Origin of the sequence: Beijerinckia indica subsp. indica ATCC 9039 (genome assembly GCF_000019845.1) — a bacterium.
GTDB classification, from domain to species: Bacteria; Pseudomonadota; Alphaproteobacteria; order Rhizobiales; family Beijerinckiaceae; genus Beijerinckia; species Beijerinckia indica.
In genome coordinates, this window is the sequence record NC_010581.1 from 2,428,176 (window position 1) to 2,443,004 (window position 14,829).

The following is a 14,829-nucleotide window of genomic DNA, read 5'->3' on the forward strand; positions in this document are numbered from 1 at the left end:
AGAGCACCGGGCCACCTCCGTCATAGACGCATCGAGGCCAGGGTGAAAGCATCCTTTATTGCCCGACGCTCATAAACCGACCCCGATATAGACGCTAAACCGCCTCATCCATCCGGGATTTTTTCTTCAGATCCGGCAGGAAGCAATAAAAGATCAGCGACATGAAAATACAGGCTGTCGCATAGAGGAAGAACCATTCTTCATGGCCTTGGTTCTTGAAAGACAAGGCCACGCTGTCAATCGTGCCGCCGAAGACCGCAGCCGCAATGGCATAGGGAAAACCGACACCAATCGCCCGGATGGAGGTCGGAAAAAGCTCCGCCTTCACAATGACCGCCGTCGACGTATAGGGCGTGATGATGCCCCAGCCAGCGCAGATCAACAGGAAGGCCACGAGCGGGCTTTTCGTCGTCTGCAGCGTCGTGAGCAACGGATAGGTGAACAAAGTCCCCATGATACCGAAGGCAAGCAACATGGGCTTACGACCGATCTTGTCAGACAAGGCGCCATAAAGCGGCTGAAGAGCAACGGCGAGCGTCGATGAGCCGAAAATGATCAGCGTCGTCTCGTCCTCGGTGAGCCCCACGGACAATTTGACGAATTTCTGCATATAGGTCGTGTAGGTGTAAAAGGCCGAGGTGCCTCCCGCCGTGAAGCCAATGACATAAAGGATCGTCTTCCAATTGCGGCGCAGGGTCGTCCAGGTGCCGACTTTCTCGGCCAGCGCCTGCGATTTCTTGAACAAATCGGTCTCGTGCAGGTCACGACGCATGAAGAAACAATAAAGCGCGAGAGCGGCGCCGATAAAAAACGGAATACGCCAACCAAAGGCATAAAGCTGCTCCGGCGTGAGCACCAATTTTTGCAAGATCAGCAGAACGATGATCGCAGCGAGCTGGCCGCCAATTAAGGTCGTGTACCAGATGCCCGAATAAAAACCGCGCCGCGCCGGATGCGAAACTTCCGCCAGATAAGTGGCGCTTGTGCCATATTCGCCGCCTTGGCTGAGCCCCTGCAGAATGCGAGCGAAGGCCAACAAGATCGGTGCCCCGATGCCAATTGTCGAATAAGTCGGGGCCACGGCAATCAGCAAGGAACCGAAACACATGAGAAGAATAGAAAAGGTCAGCGCCATGCGCCGCCCATAACGATCGGCTAAATAGCCAAACAACAGGCTGCCGATGGGACGCATGAGAAAAGCCGCGGCAAACAAGGAGGCCGCCGCCAATTGCTGCGCAACCAGATTGGCACTCGGGAAAAAGGCACCGCCGAAATAAAGCGCAAAAGCCGAATAGGCGTAGACATCATACCATTCTATCAGGTTGCCAACAGAACCGATCAAAATGGCTTTCGTGCGCCGTCGTACATCCGCGCGATCATAAGGATCAGCCGCCGGTGAGAAGTGATAATCCCGCGTGACCTCGACCATGTTTCCTCCCCATGCCCAGCCCTGTCTCCTTGCCGGCAGAAAGCAACTCTGGATCTTTCATCCTTACCTGTCCAGGTCGGTCGCTTAAGTCATCCGAGGCGAGGTGTCATCGCTTGCGATTGGTCGAGCCCACCCGAGCATCAGACATTCACCTTGAGCCATGTCCAACACGATAGATCTTTAAAAAGCAGTCAGCATGATTTCGTGGCACCTTCCTTTTCCGAACAACAATAACAAATATATTTTGTAAATATAAATATACAACTATATTAAATATTTATCATGTTCATCTGCTGTTCATGAGCAGTTAATAATTAATATTAACTTATTCCCTCAACAACTTATTGACGTAAAACTTCCCCATGCCTACTTCTTTTCAAAATATTAATTTCTAAGTCCGGATTTGCACTAATGCTCAAAAAGCTATCTCTTTTATTTGTTTGCATTCCCAATTTAGCGGGAGCCGTCGATGGCCACACCATTCTGGGTGGAGCCGATATTCAGATGGCGAAAAATGTCGACACTGATTTCCCACGTTATGATCTGGCAAACCGTTGCGGACAGGCTTGGCAGAAGAATACGGCCGCGCACACGACTTGCCTCCGTCACCAGACGCGGCTGGAAGCCATCACTTCACATTTGTGGCACCAGCTCATCCAGAACGATCGGATGGATTGCATACGACGCGCGGATGCGGCGAGCGCGACACCTTACAGCGTTCTCTATGCGTGTTCGAAGGAAGCAATCTTTCGTGCGCATCACCAGACAACCACAGCTTCGATTCCGGAGCCGACAGGCCGTCAGATTTCTTCGAACGGAGCCGTAGTGGCTAATCCCTCATGGCCCCTCCATGAAAATTGAGATCGCCGGCGCGATCTTCAAATCGAAAAAGGGCATAGAGTGATAAGAGGCGTCTACGCTTCTCAGCACAAGCCACGGACATTTCAGCGGCATTCTGATTGAGCTGTCAAAGGCGGGTAAACAAACGGCGAATGCGTTTAGAGCAATCAGCATTCATGCCGCGTCATACTCGACGACGCGCGACTGAGCAAACTCAGCTATAAAGCAACAGGCGCGCCAAATGGCGCGCCTGTTTTTGTTTCGCTTGTGAACTTGATCCGAAGCTCAAGCAGCCTTCAAATCATCGGGAACACGTCCACCATTCGCCGCAAGCTTCTTCATGACTTCTTTGTGAAGCCAGATATTCATGCTCGCCGAGTCACTTTTGTCGCCTTCATAATGAAGCTCATCAGCCAATTCCTTACGGGCTGTGAGGCTGCTGTCCAGATCGAGCAACTTCAGAAGATCGACGATGGAATGTTTCCAATCGAGCCTCTCCTGTTTGTCCTGCAGCAATTTGTCGAGAACGGCAGCCACATCAACGGTGGTGCCTCCTGCCGGGGCTCCTGCTGCAGGGGCTTCGGGGGTCGGCGCCGCCGGCTCGGTCCCGGTCGTCTCGGCTTTGGCTTCCTGTGTCCCAAAGATCTTGGACATTATCGAACCAAAAAAGCTCATCGTATTATTCCTTTAGGAAGATGCGAATAAAACTCTATGTATCGACGCTCGACAGTTCGAACATTGCATAGTCATTTCAAGAATAACGGGTTCTTAATCCAGGCCTTGAGTTGGCTACAACATTGCCTAATGCAAGTTACACCGTCCCATAACGACAAAAGGCCACGAGAGTTCCTTTTTCATTGGGATCCCCGGCTCACCTTGTTTACCTGCTCTTTGACTAGCAACTTTGCCAATGAAAGGAAAACTAACCGACCGAGAACATTCAAGCAATGCATTGTCGATTATATTTCCTGGCAATGTTCGAGGTCAATGTCACTCTCTGGGTTCGGCAAAATGTGCATGTGGCATGAATTCTCGAACAAAACGAACAGATGCAACCATTTTATTGTTTGACTGTTATTTTCCAAATATCTTAAGAGAAGAAATATGTTACCGTTTCCGATGAGGATGTCGGTTCATTTACAACAGGACACCGAAATTGCAGTCTATTGACCAAATCCGTGATGAGATCGCTGCCATCGAGCAACGCATCGCCAAGCTCCGCGTTGCGGAAGCTATTTTGACAGAACTCGAAGGCGGGGTACCGGCAGAACGAGCGCGGCGTGGCCGTCAGCCAAAAATTGCGGTCCCGACCATTGCAGCTCCCGCGTCCGTGTCTGGGAAAAAACGGCGGCAACAATCAGCCGGCCGTGAAGGTTCTACGCCTCAAGCCATTCTGGGCATTCTGGAAGCGCAAGGCCCTATGCCGCGAGCAGAGATCGAAAGCGCCATCAGAGCTGATCGCGACATCGGCAAGCAAACGGTTTCGGTCGCCTTGCAGCGTCTGCGCGGCGCCGGCAAAATCCGTTTGCGTGACAATAAGTGGGGCTTGAAAAAGTAATCGCTCTCTGAGGCATCCAAACGCGGGTCCGTTTCGTCAATCGATCGGCCCCGCGTTTTAATTTGCAGCCCGTGCTATCACAAAGCGAAGGCTTCTTTCGCTACATGCACGGTTTTTCTAAAGCTTACAGCCCGAAGCACCTATTTGCGAAAAGACGCCTCCCCTTACCTCGGATCGTTCGTGCTCCGCCGACAATCGCGAAGCTGTTCCGGGGGATCAAACGATCGCCTTACGCAAAATGGCTCCGCAATGTCGGTCCTCGGTGCGGCTGTTGGAGCCGCGCCGAAGATCCCTTCTTACGGCCAAGAGGCGAGGTATTGATAGGGACGGATGTACCATTTGCTGAGCTTGATCGTGCCACCGCAGGGCGCACCAGGAATACACCCCAGGAAGACTTGGACGCCAGTCAATTCGATCGATGTCTGAAACGATGGGATCGTGAAGATGGGCGATAGAAGATCATAGGTCCCATCCGGGAAGACGTCGTTTGAATCGTAAACACTGGAATTACCCCACGATGAATGGGTAACCACCGTGCCATCCACCTTCCACTTGAAGTAGAAAGCAACGGGGAACAGATTCACGCCGTTGATAATCTGAAGCCGACAGCCTGCGCGATAGCGATTGCCGGCCACAATGCTAGCTCCAGCTCCATCGTAGTTCGAAGCGCGCGCCGCAGAGATAAGCGTACCGCCCGTGCCAACTGTCATCCATACCTTCGTCGCATCAGCGGAGCCGTTGCCGAGCGTTCCTGGCGCTGTTCTCGTTGGTACAGTCAACACCATCCGCTTCAGATTGGTGCTTGTACCATCCGCCTCCATAGCAAATGACGGGAGCGCCAAAGTGTCTGTCGTTCCCCAGCTCGCATCCGCAGAAGCATTAAAGCCGGAGCACAACGTGCTACCCGCCGCAAAATTCGTCAAACCACCTGAGGTTCCGCCAAGAAGCTGTCGCGCCGAATTAGCCGCACCTTCGTGCTGCAGCAGATTTGTCGGATCGGCCGCCGCATCAAGGGTGAGAGGAAGGACGACCGGCGCTGGAAGCATGTTGAGCGATGACAGCTTCGAGAAGATATCATTCGCGACACGAATTGCACCCTTGGAATTCGGGTGCACACCGTCATACGTATAGGGGGGATTGGCTTTTCCAGGATTCAGGGGATCTTGTAGCAATGCATCAAGATTGTAGCACTTCAGCTTCGGGTTTACTGTGCTCTTCTGTTCACGCCACTGATTGAATTGGAGCCTTTCCGGATAGGTCATGCTCGGATTGCCCAGGCCCGTGCGAGGCCAAATGGACTCATTCAGAATGCGAGGAACCGGGTTAAGGCTGAGAAGATAATTGTCAACGGCCGTAGCATCGGTCTCCATCTTGGATAAACTATTGCCAAGGTCATTTGATCCGCCCTCAGCAAAGAACATATCCGGCGACCAGCCGCCCGATCCAAGCGCGCCCCACCGGGTATTGGCTGTAGTCACCGCAGTAGCGTTGTAATTGGCGAGAACCTGAGCGAGTGTATTTCCGCCGACAGCCCAGACGCGGGAATTTTCATAGTTCCAACCCATGAGAGACATGAGCGGGGTCATATAGCCGCGCATGTAATATGAATCGGCATAGACATTGGAAACATTCGGGATCGTGATTGTCTGAAACGAAAACCCATTTGCGCTGAGGCTCGTGCCGCCATTCGCGACGCGAATGGTACGCGCAAGACTGAATGCTGGATCCTGAGACGTATTGTTCGAGACTATAAACTCCGACGTGGAGAGATTCGGAGTATTCGTGGCCCCGTCGAGCGTCTCCGTCAGGCTGATCGTCGGGACGCCATTACCATTGAATGTGCCCGTGATGTTGGTTCCATTAATCGTCAGTAGGGTGCCATCCGTCGAAGCGGCGTCAACCGTCGAGCCAGAAGTCGTGCCGGTGATCACTCCGCTGAACACGCCACCTGCCTGTACAGTAAGAGGAGACAACGTGAGAGGGACAAGCGACGATACGGCATTGATTGCCAGATTAATGCTCGTCGTATTTGGGCTATTCGTAGCGCCGGTGAGCGTTTCCTTCAACGTAATTGTCTTGGTACCACCCGTTGTAAACAGGCCAGAAACAGTCGTGCCGTTGACGGCAAGCGGCGTTCCATCACTGGAGGTTGCCACGATGGTCGAACCAGGTGTTTGGCCAGTGATGGTGCCAATATAGGCCGAGCTCGCAGTACCCGTGAGCGGAGAAAGGGAGAGAGTCACGAGCGGGCCCAAGATGTTGTCGGGGACAGCAATCGCCGGACTGTTCGGAACACCAGAATATGTGACTTGAGACTGTGCGCCTGGAGTCGACGCAAATGTATACGACCATGTGCCATCGACAGCGACGGTAGTGGTTCCAGATTGCACGTTGTCTTTGTAGACGATAATTGCGGAGCCAGGTGCCATTCCCGACCCGTAATAAGTTTTGTAATCCGCCGTGAAGGGAGCGGGCAGAATTTTTTCTGCGTATTCTGCAATATGATCCTTCACATATGTGTCAAATATAGAATTGTCAGCCATGCTTAACCTCAATATTTAATTACCGTCCACAAACACACTCCTGTTACTGGTTGATAACAGTGCTTTGCGTCGACGATAAAAATAAGATGTATTTGCATTACCATTACATCGGCATGGCTGCGCAACCAGCCAAACCGATATTCTTGATTACGGAGCAGCCGCAAGAAACGTGTATGGCCTAATATAAGGTGCTGATATTTCTATCGTTCCACCTGTCGCTGAGCCAGGTACGGATGCAAGGGTCAAAATCAGGCTAGAAAGCTGGATTGACGACAGAAATGCGGGAACCGTAAATGCTTCCGTCAGAAGATCATATACTCCTTGTGGAAATACTTCGCCCGCATTGGAGAAGCCGCTTGAAGCATAAGCGATCTGATTAACAATGGTACCATCGACAACCCAACGAAATGTCAATCCGCTGATAAAAATATTGGGACATGAAATTTTCAACTTGATGCCGGCACGATAGGTATTTCCGGCAACGATCGGCGTCGCGCCACCATTGAAGGTCTGCGACCGCGCGGAAGAAATAATGGTTGAGGACGTCAAGGTCAGCCATGTTTTACCGACATCGGCCGCCACCGAGCCAGGCGCGTTTCCGTTCGGAATCGTGATAACCAGCTTCTTTCTGAGAGTTGCTCCATCATCCAAAACGAGCGCGGAGGACGGCTGCGCACCGGCTGAAGTTGTCCAAGAGGTATCAGCCGAGAGAGTGTAACCGCTCGGCACGACGGAGCCTGCGGCCAGATTGACCGCCGCACCCGCTGTATTGGAAAAAAGCTGGTTGGCCGAATTATCGGAAACCGCATGTTGCAAAAGGTTGGTCGGATCGGATGCCGCATCTTTGGCATAAGGGAACACGATCGGAGCCGGAAGCCAGCCCTTCGCACTCATACTGTCAAAAGCCTTTTTCGCGAAAAGGAACCCTGACCACGTGTTCGGGTGAACGCCATCATCCGAAACATTCGCAAGCATATGCCCCGGATTGCTCGGATCTTCGAAAATATAACTCACGTCATAAGGAAGTACATAATCATCCGCGACGTTACGTGTATTGCTCCAGCTATTATATTGAGTTCTCGTTGCTTGCGCTACAGCATCATTTGAGAAGCTGTTGCGCGGGATAATGTCTAGCAGAGGCATACGCGGCTTCTGAGCAAGGCCCAGGACATAGTTCTGTGCCGCTGCGGCATCAGTTTGCATTTGCGAAAACGTGCTGCCACCGGAAATATCGTTAGAGCCGCCTTCGAAAAGGAAGATGTCAGGGTTCCATCCATCCGACCCGATCGCACCATACCTCAGCACAGGCGCGTCAGTGGTCCGACTCCCATTATAAATGCCCAGATCCAGAGATAAGGTATAACCGCTGACGGCATAAGTGCGAACAGGTGTGTAGTTCCATCCAAGATAAAGCATCAAAGCGCAGGTATATCCTCTCGCATAGCGCGTATTGGCGTAAACATTACTTACACCAGAAATGTTCACTGCCGTCCACGAATGGCCCAGCGCCGTAAGACTCGTACCGCCACCCGCAACATTGACGATACGACTGAGAGTAAAAGGTGTGGAAGAGTTGGGTGCACCACTGGCGGTGACGTTGATTGTCTGCGTCGTAACTTTGGGGCTATTGGTCGCGCCAGCAAGAGTTTCTGTAATGGTGACCGTTTTCGAACCAGCGGTCGGGAAGTTTGCGGTGACACGAGAGTTACTATAGGAATTAACTGCAATACCATCGCTGGAAGTCGCAGAAATTGTCGAACCAGCGGTGCTCCCAGTCACGGCACCCGAGAACACGCTACCAGCCGTGATAGTAAGCGGAGAAACGGTTAAGGGAACCAGCGTCGGGCCTGAGACGGCGGTGATCGTCAAGCTGATGATAGTCAGATTTGGGCTATTCGCCGCGCCAGCAAGAGTTTCCGTGAGCGTGATAGACTTAGTGCCACCGGTCGGGAACGTGCCTGTGACGCTCGTGCCATTGACAATGAGCGCCGTTCCGTCGCTGGAGGCTGCAACAATGGTCGACCCCGCGGTGACACCGGCAATCGCGCCGGAATAGGCAACGCCTGCCGAGCCCGTGAGCGGCGATAGTGACAGAGTAGCCAGTGGTCCTGACGTTCCATTACCGCTGTTAGGAATCGTTATTGCGGGGCTTTCCGGCACACCAGAATAGGTAATGGAGGACTGCGCAGCAGGCGCTGTGGTAAAAGTGAACGACCAAGTCCCGTCAACGGCGACTATCGCGGTCCCCGCCGAAACATTGTTTTTGTAAACGGTAACGGTTGAGCCTGGCGCCAGCCCGGAACCCGAGAACGTTTTGTAGTCAGTGGTTGATGGGGCGTTGAGGCTGGAACTGGCTCCGGTAAAAGCAGATATTCGTATCCATCCATTTGCCTCTGCAACCAGCGCATCAAACGATGGGATGTTAATGGGTGTCAGAGGATCCGATGTATAGACGCGCCCATTGATTGTAATCTGATTACTCAATCCGCCACCCGGTGGAACCATCGATATATATTGATATGTCAAACTATTTCCCCACCTGGAGTCATTAATTATCGATCACGAGGCGCAGCATGGATTTCCGGCGTTGCGTCGCGCGTTGCTCGGTTTCATGGATTTATAGAGAGAACGGCCTGGGCCGAGAGGATCGCTCCGCGCGCTGCGGCAAGATGCATATCTAAATTGGCATTTTCGAGTGCCTGCGCGGCATGCATAAGGCGACTGAGTTCGATATTGATCCGTTCAGTCCAGGCGTTGAGTTCAGAGCACCGCATCCGCGCTCGTCACTTGGTGAAGCCGCGCGGAAAGCTCATCGACTTTTCGCTCAAGCTCTTCGACCTTTGCCTTGAGGTCGATAATGGTTTCGTTAGCGGTCTTGAGCAATCCAACCAGTTCGGTGACGAGATTCAAGGTTTGACCACTGTCTTCATGCAACTGCTTACGCGCCCAGCCGATGATTGCCGCGATCGCGGTCCCTATGCCGCCTACAGCAGTCCATAAAGGCCATGCTTCGGTCTTCTGCCAAAAATCCCCCGTATCGGACATAAACGATTTGCTCCTTATTTCTTGTGGCTGAGCCAAGACGACGTCGCCGTGATGATCGGCATCACAGGTGCGACAAAAAAAGCTCTGGATCACGCTCCATTCGTGACCCTCATAGGGGAAGGACATTTAGGGATTGCCCATTTCCGCCGAAAGGTTGAATCGATCCTGACCTGACGCAACGGACGGCTGCCAGAAGCCATGCGAGCAGAAAGATGATCCAAGCCTCAAGCCGCAGGCAGCAACCCACGCGCGTCAATCTCGCCCCGAAGCAGGAAATGTTTTCAAACCTTCCTTGCGCCAGTGAGCCCCGAAAAAGCATTTGAAGCAGAATGACATAACACTATCGGTCAAGTGACCATCACTTCGACCGAAAGGGACTGACAGCAGAACTGAAACCGAATATGCCTCACACCAAATAAACAGATAATCACAAGGATACGAGGCCAGGACTAAAGATGTTTTCTTTGGCGGATACATATCCAAAACGAGTTTCCAGCACGCATCAAAATATTATGGCGTGGAAATCTCAGACACAATCTTTGATCGGCGCGGCTAAATGGAAAAATGTACTTAAAACCCACGCCATCGAGTCCGGAGGAGGCATTCCCTTGATGCGAGAAGGCGCCGGAATCACCCGGAATCGAGATGCTGTTCGGGCATCAACTCACGAATCACCAGCTTCCCGTGCGGCACAACGGCTGTGCTTTCATTCGGACCAATAGGGAAATCGCGACTATTCGGCGCCAGGATCGGAAATTTTTGGAGATTCGATTCGTCAAAACTCTTCCGGCGCACCCAGAGCATGTCATCTCATGCCGATTTAAAGAGGCATATTCCGAAATGCACGTGGCAGCGCTCTTTGGCTCGTCACACAGGTTTAAAGCCCACGCTTTACAAGAGCGTTAAGTGTCCAACCACAAGACAGGTTTGATAAAAAGTTGGACAAAAAAAAAGAAAAATCCCAATAATATCAAATGGGTGTTTATGCGATGGAGGCCTCGCCCGGAATCGAACCGGGGTGCAAGGATTTGCAGTCCTCTGCGTAACCACTCCGCCACGAGGCCTCGATCAGCCGCTGCGCCGCTTCAAATCGGCTGCGGTGCGGGGGATGGTTTTGCACCCCGCTTGGTGCCTATAGCAAAGGATGCGGCCATCCTGCAAGGAAGGACGATAAGAAAATCCATTCTCAATTTTGTCCAACCCAAATTTCGATTAGGCCTTTGCAAAGTGCGATCAAGCTTGCTATATGGCCCTCCATCGCTTCGGCAACGATCCCTGATAGCTCAGCCGGTAGAGCAATCGACTGTTAATCGATCGGTCGCAGGTTCGAGTCCTGCTCAGGGAGCCAATTCTCGAATATTCCCATAAATTCAAGTATTTGCCGTGTTCATAGCCGGTCTTGCAGTGGTGTCGAAGATTGTACGGCTCCAGGAGCGTCGCCTGAGACTGGCGCTCAGGAGCCGAATCCTTCTCAAATCCTATCGCAAAGTCTCTGGTCGTCCTTGCCGTTGACTTCCTCACGCTCCCAAGGGCGGAATGATATATTCCTCGGCTGCAAGCCAGAACCCGCGCAGATCATGAGGCAAGGCATCCTGCACATTGGCGATTTGGCCAGGCGATAAATGTCGCGACAGAACCATGAAAACGGCCCGGATAGCTTCTTTGGCATCGAGCGGCCGGATGTCCGAGAGCCATTTCGAGACCTCGACTATAAATTCATCCAAATTATAATCCGTAGGCTGTTTGGCCGGCTGGAACTGGTCATAATAAACGCCACGGACGAGAAGCGGCAATTCTGCGCCGAGATGGGCCGAAAGCTCCACAGGCAGCCTATCGCGTAGCTTATGAAGCACGATGGAAAGGACCTTCCAAGCAACTTTCCGATCCGGACCGATCGTCGCTTCGATTTCATCAAGCCACGTGTTTGTCGTCTGGAGCGTCTTATCGAAAACTTCGAGGCCAGTCGCGCTCATGGGTTTCTCCCTTTTTAGAGTTTGGTAAGCAAACGGATCGAACGCTGATCTGTTCCACTTCCCATTGCGCGATCATTGGCTACGGCGACTCGAACTCTTTCGAATCAAAGCCCGCATCGTTCGATCTCTTAGGCAAAAGTCCCTACGTGCTTTTGCTTGGAACCGCCACGACCGGAGCGGCTGGATCAGCCAGGTTTCTCGCTGGGTGACCCGCCTCCTTGCGCTCAGAATAGCGATCCACGAGTTGATCTGTATACGGACGCGCGAGAAGCGTGAAACGGATCAATTCCTCCATAACGTCAACGATCCGATCGTAAAAACTCGAAGGCCTCATCCGGCCCGCTTCGTCAAATTCCTGATAGGCTTTGGCAATGCTCGATTGATTGGGAATAGTGAACATCCGCATCCAACGGCCCATGAGACGCAACGTGTTAACAGCGTTAAAACTTTGCGATCCCCCGGAGACCTGCATGACAGCCAGCGTGCGTCCCTGTGTTGGCCGCATGCCTTTCATCGCGAGTGGAAGATGATCGATTTGCGCCTTCATCAAGCCAGTAATCTGGCCATGCCGCTCGGGGCTGCACCAGACCTGCCCCTCGGACCACAGAGAATGTTCGCGCAATTCCATGATCGCGGGATGATTGTCATCGGGAATCTGATCGGGAAAAGGCAGATCGAACGGATCGAAAATGCGCGTTTCGGCACCGAACAATTGCAACAGCCGCGCGGCTTCCTCGACCGCCAGGCGCGAGTAGGAGCGCGGCCTAAGAGAACCGTAGAGCAAAAGAATACGAGGTGGCGGCTGATCGGGTCCAAGCCCCTGCCCCGGCCTTTTGATAACATAGCGAGGATCAAGCGCTGGGAGATGGGTTGCATCGGGGAGTTCGCGCAGTCTCATTTATCCCTCAAGCTTTGGATGGTGTCGGAACAGTGCCGCAGGATTGCGGAAACCAGCGGTGTCCGAGCCTCAAGGCTACATGGACGAGAAGCAGTAACACCGGCACTTCCACGAGAGGACCAATGACAGCAGCAAAGGCAACCGGCGAGGCAAGACCGAAAGCCGCGATGGCGACGGCGATCGCCAATTCGAAATTATTGCCGGCAGCGGTAAAAGCGATCGCCGTTGTACGAGGATAAGCGGCCTCGATCAGCTTGCCCATGACGAAACTGATTGAGAATTGAATGATGAAATAAAGCGACAAAGGGATCGCGATCCGCACCGCATCGACAGGCAGGCGCAGGACATCACCGCCCTTCAAACTGAACATGGCGACAATAGTGAACAGGAGCGCGGCCAAGGTCATCGGGCTGATACGGGGAAGAAATTCGTGCTCGTACCAGGCTCGGCCCTTGAGAGCGATGAGGATGCGGCGCGTGAGGAAACCAGCCAGGAAAGGAATGCCGAGATAGATCAACACCGCCTCGGCAATGGTCCAAAAACTCACATTGACAATGCTGCCTTGCAGACCGAACAGAGGTGGAAGAAGCGTCAGGAAGATCCAGGCATAGATGCTGAAGAACAGGATCTGGAAGATCGAATTGAAGGCAACCAGACCCGCGACATATTGATTGTCACCACGCGCGAGCTGGTTCCAGACAAGGACCATGGCGATACACCGCGCGAGGCCAATCAGGATGAGCCCGGTCATATATTCGGGTGAATCACGCAGGAAGAGAACGGCCAGTGCGAACATGAGGACAGGCCCGATCAGCCAGTTCTGCACAAGGGAGAGAGCCAGAATCCGCTTGTCCCGAAAGACCTCATGAAGCTCCTCGTAACGCACCTTTGCCAGCGGCGGATACATCATGAGGATGAGCCCGATGGCGATCGGAATATTGGTCGTGCCGACCGACAGTGCGTTCAAGGCTTCCGGCAAGCCTTTGAAGGCCGTGCCGAGAAGGACACCGCCAGCCATGGCAGCAAAAATCCAGACCGTGAGATAACGGTCCAGGAAAGAGAGGCGAGACTCGGGTTGAACAGAGGACATAGATAATCTCCCAGGCGTGACCATGCCTGCGCCAAGAGCCTTGAGACAGTGAAGAAGAAAAGCTTAGATCACGCGCTGGCCGTCATCATCGACAACCGCCCATCCTCCTTTGTGAAACGATCTTGCTGCGGCTTGGGCAAGAGACCGAGAACGGTTTCGGAAGGTCGGCAGAGTTTGACGCCGAGCGGCGAGACGACGATCGGACGATTGATCAGGATCGGATGCGCCATCATGGCATCGATCAATTGCGCAAAGCGTATCCTTCTCACGGATCACGGCCCGCACCGGCACGCCCATGCGAGCAATGAGCTGTTCCAGCAGAGGCCGGCTCGGCGGCGTCTTCAAATATTCGATGACATGCGGCTCGATGCCGGCATTGCGGATCATCGCCAAGGTGTTGCGCGACGTACCGCAATCAGGATTGTGGTAGATGATAATGTCGATGGGGGCACTCATCAGGCAACCTCGGGATGAGGCGCACTCGCAGCTTGACTCGCTCCCGCGCTTTGGCCGATCTCCCGCAGCTTGCTAGTCAAAGCAAGACTATCGAGCTGTTCCAGCGGCAAAGCGGCAAAGGCCGAGATCCTGTTTTTCATATATCTAAAGGCTGTGACGAAGGCGCGTTCCTTCTCAAGGTCTGATCCTTCGACAGCCGCTGGATCTTCAATTCCCCAATGCGCTGTGGCTGGATGTCCTGGCCAGACTGGACAAGTCTCACCTGCTGCATTGTCGCAGACGGTGAAAATAAAATCCATGACAGGAGCCTCTGGCCCCGCAAACTCATCCCAGCTCTTGGAATGCAAGCCTTCAATCGGGTAGTCGAAGCTCTGTAAAACTTTGAGTGCGAAGGGATTGACAGCGCCCTTCGGTTGGCTGCCGGCGGAAAAGGCTTTGAATTTCCCTGCACCTTCTTTTCTCAAAATGCTTTCCGCAAGGATCGAGCGGGCTGAATTCCCTGTGCAGAGAAACAAAACATTCCATAAGCGTTCAGTCATGAAGACACCTTTTCCGGCGGACAGCACGGCATGAGATCGGCGATCAATGGCGCACAAATTTCCGTCGCACCGCCACAGCAATCTTTTACAAGAAACAGCATGAGTTCACGCACACATGTGAGATCAGCGCGATAAATGATCGACCGACTCCGCCTTTGTGAGGTAACAAGACCACCACGCGTCAGGACCGTCAGATGCGCGGACATTGTATTCTGGGGAACAGCAAGCAGGCGCGCGATTTCGCCAGCCGGCAAGCCCTCAGGCTCATGCTTGATGAGCAATCGGAAGGTTTCCAGACGCGTCGCCTGCGCCAGAGCCGTGAAAGTGAGAAGAGCTTGCTCATTTTCCATATATCGAGAATACTCGATATATGGAAAATGAGCAAGACATACCGTTCACTTTTAATCCCCCATCTCTATCCAAAGCGTGGATGTCAAACCACCTCTGACAGGCGACAG

General features: G+C 53.0%; 12 protein-coding genes, 2 tRNA genes and 1 pseudogene. 2 read left to right on the forward strand and 13 right to left on the reverse strand.

The features are described 5' to 3' along the window. Positions 1-94 precede the first annotated feature (94 nt). Positions 95-1,429 carry an MFS transporter gene (locus tag BIND_RS10755; RefSeq protein WP_012385103.1) on the reverse strand — a complete coding sequence of 445 codons (1,335 nt, stop codon included), beginning with the start codon at positions 1,427-1,429 and terminating at the stop codon, positions 95-97. 1,125 nt (positions 1,430-2,554) lie between these two features. After that, positions 2,555-2,944: a DUF3597 domain-containing protein gene (locus BIND_RS10765; RefSeq protein WP_012385105.1), complete on the reverse strand. Its 390-nt coding sequence runs from the start codon at positions 2,942-2,944 to the stop codon at positions 2,555-2,557. Positions 2,945-3,425: 481 nt separating this feature from the next. Between BIND_RS10765 and BIND_RS10770 the strand changes: the two genes are divergently transcribed. Then, the gene (locus tag BIND_RS10770; RefSeq protein WP_012385106.1) at positions 3,426-3,827 is read left to right on the forward strand and encodes a hypothetical protein; all 402 of its coding nucleotides are present in this window, start codon (positions 3,426-3,428) and stop codon (positions 3,825-3,827) included. A 296-nt stretch (positions 3,828-4,123) separates the two neighbouring features. Here BIND_RS10770 and BIND_RS10775 read toward each other — a convergent pair whose 3' ends face one another. The 5 genes from BIND_RS10775 to BIND_RS10795 form a co-directional block, all read right to left on the reverse strand. After that, positions 4,124-6,370, reverse strand: a complete 2,247-nt coding sequence (locus BIND_RS10775) for an SGNH/GDSL hydrolase family protein (protein ID WP_012385107.1) — start codon at positions 6,368-6,370, stop codon at positions 4,124-4,126. A gap of 147 nt (positions 6,371-6,517) precedes the next feature. Then, the gene (locus BIND_RS21315; RefSeq protein ID WP_148210614.1) at positions 6,518-8,854 is read right to left on the reverse strand and encodes an SGNH/GDSL hydrolase family protein; all 2,337 of its coding nucleotides are present in this window, start codon (positions 8,852-8,854) and stop codon (positions 6,518-6,520) included. A 276-nt stretch (positions 8,855-9,130) separates the two neighbouring features. Further along, positions 9,131-9,541, reverse strand: a complete 411-nt coding sequence (locus BIND_RS10790; protein ID WP_041778049.1) for a coiled-coil domain-containing protein — start codon at positions 9,539-9,541, stop codon at positions 9,131-9,133. 504 nt (positions 9,542-10,045) lie between these two features. Beyond that, a complete protein-coding gene (locus tag BIND_RS21635; protein ID WP_012385110.1) occupies positions 10,046-10,219 on the reverse strand; it encodes a hypothetical protein in 174 nt (57 codons plus the stop codon). A 186-nt stretch (positions 10,220-10,405) separates the two neighbouring features. After that, positions 10,406-10,479: transfer RNA gene (locus BIND_RS10795), tRNA-Cys, on the reverse strand. 208 nt (positions 10,480-10,687) lie between these two features. On the opposite strand from BIND_RS10795, the gene BIND_RS10800 reads away from it, so the two are divergent. After that, positions 10,688-10,763: transfer RNA gene (locus BIND_RS10800), tRNA-Asn, on the forward strand. Between the two features lie 169 nt (positions 10,764-10,932). On the opposite strand, the gene BIND_RS10805 is transcribed toward BIND_RS10800, so the two are convergent. The 6 genes and pseudogenes from BIND_RS10805 to BIND_RS10830 all read right to left on the reverse strand — a co-directional run bounded on the left by BIND_RS10805 (position 10,933) and on the right by BIND_RS10830 (position 14,721). Next, positions 10,933-11,388: a DUF2267 domain-containing protein gene (locus tag BIND_RS10805; RefSeq protein WP_012385111.1), complete on the reverse strand. Its 456-nt coding sequence runs from the start codon at positions 11,386-11,388 to the stop codon at positions 10,933-10,935. A gap of 142 nt (positions 11,389-11,530) precedes the next feature. Then, on the reverse strand, positions 11,531-12,286 hold the full coding sequence (arsH, locus tag BIND_RS10810) for an arsenical resistance protein ArsH (protein ID WP_012385112.1): 756 nt from the start codon (positions 12,284-12,286) through the stop codon (positions 11,531-11,533). Positions 12,287-12,293: 7 nt separating this feature from the next. Beyond that, positions 12,294-13,376 carry an ACR3 family arsenite efflux transporter gene (arsB, locus tag BIND_RS10815; protein WP_012385113.1) on the reverse strand — a complete coding sequence of 361 codons (1,083 nt, stop codon included), beginning with the start codon at positions 13,374-13,376 and terminating at the stop codon, positions 12,294-12,296. A gap of 68 nt (positions 13,377-13,444) precedes the next feature. Further along, positions 13,445-13,832, reverse strand: a pseudogene (arsC, locus tag BIND_RS10820) (arsenate reductase (glutaredoxin)). Beyond that, a complete protein-coding gene (locus BIND_RS10825; RefSeq protein WP_012385115.1) occupies positions 13,832-14,371 on the reverse strand; it encodes an arsenate reductase ArsC in 540 nt (179 codons plus the stop codon). Before BIND_RS10825 ends, arsC begins: the two are co-directional and overlap by 1 nt. Further along, positions 14,368-14,721: an ArsR/SmtB family transcription factor gene (locus tag BIND_RS10830; protein ID WP_012385116.1), complete on the reverse strand. Its 354-nt coding sequence runs from the start codon at positions 14,719-14,721 to the stop codon at positions 14,368-14,370. Before BIND_RS10830 ends, BIND_RS10825 begins: the two co-directional genes overlap by 4 nt. Positions 14,722-14,829: the final 108 nt, after the last annotated feature.

Coding starts and splice junctions, on each gene's coding strand:
- arsH (WP_012385112.1), bottom strand. CDS start 12,286: ATGAGACTGCGCGAACTCCCCGATGCAACCCATCTCCCAGCGCTTGAT.
- arsB (WP_012385113.1), bottom strand. CDS start 13,376: ATGTCCTCTGTTCAACCCGAGTCTCGCCTCTCTTTCCTGGACCGTTAT.
- BIND_RS10755 (WP_012385103.1), bottom strand. CDS start 1,429: ATGGTCGAGGTCACGCGGGATTATCACTTCTCACCGGCGGCTGATCCT.
- BIND_RS10775 (WP_012385107.1), bottom strand. CDS start 6,370: ATGGCTGACAATTCTATATTTGACACATATGTGAAGGATCATATTGCA.
- BIND_RS21635 (WP_012385110.1), bottom strand. CDS start 10,219: ATGCTCTGGGTGCGCCGGAAGAGTTTTGACGAATCGAATCTCCAAAAA.
- BIND_RS10830 (WP_012385116.1), bottom strand. CDS start 14,721: ATGGAAAATGAGCAAGCTCTTCTCACTTTCACGGCTCTGGCGCAGGCG.
- BIND_RS10790 (WP_041778049.1), bottom strand. CDS start 9,541: ATGTCCTTCCCCTATGAGGGTCACGAATGGAGCGTGATCCAGAGCTTT.
- BIND_RS10805 (WP_012385111.1), bottom strand. CDS start 11,388: ATGAGCGCGACTGGCCTCGAAGTTTTCGATAAGACGCTCCAGACGACA.
- BIND_RS10825 (WP_012385115.1), bottom strand. CDS start 14,371: ATGACTGAACGCTTATGGAATGTTTTGTTTCTCTGCACAGGGAATTCA.
- BIND_RS10765 (WP_012385105.1), bottom strand. CDS start 2,944: ATGAGCTTTTTTGGTTCGATAATGTCCAAGATCTTTGGGACACAGGAA.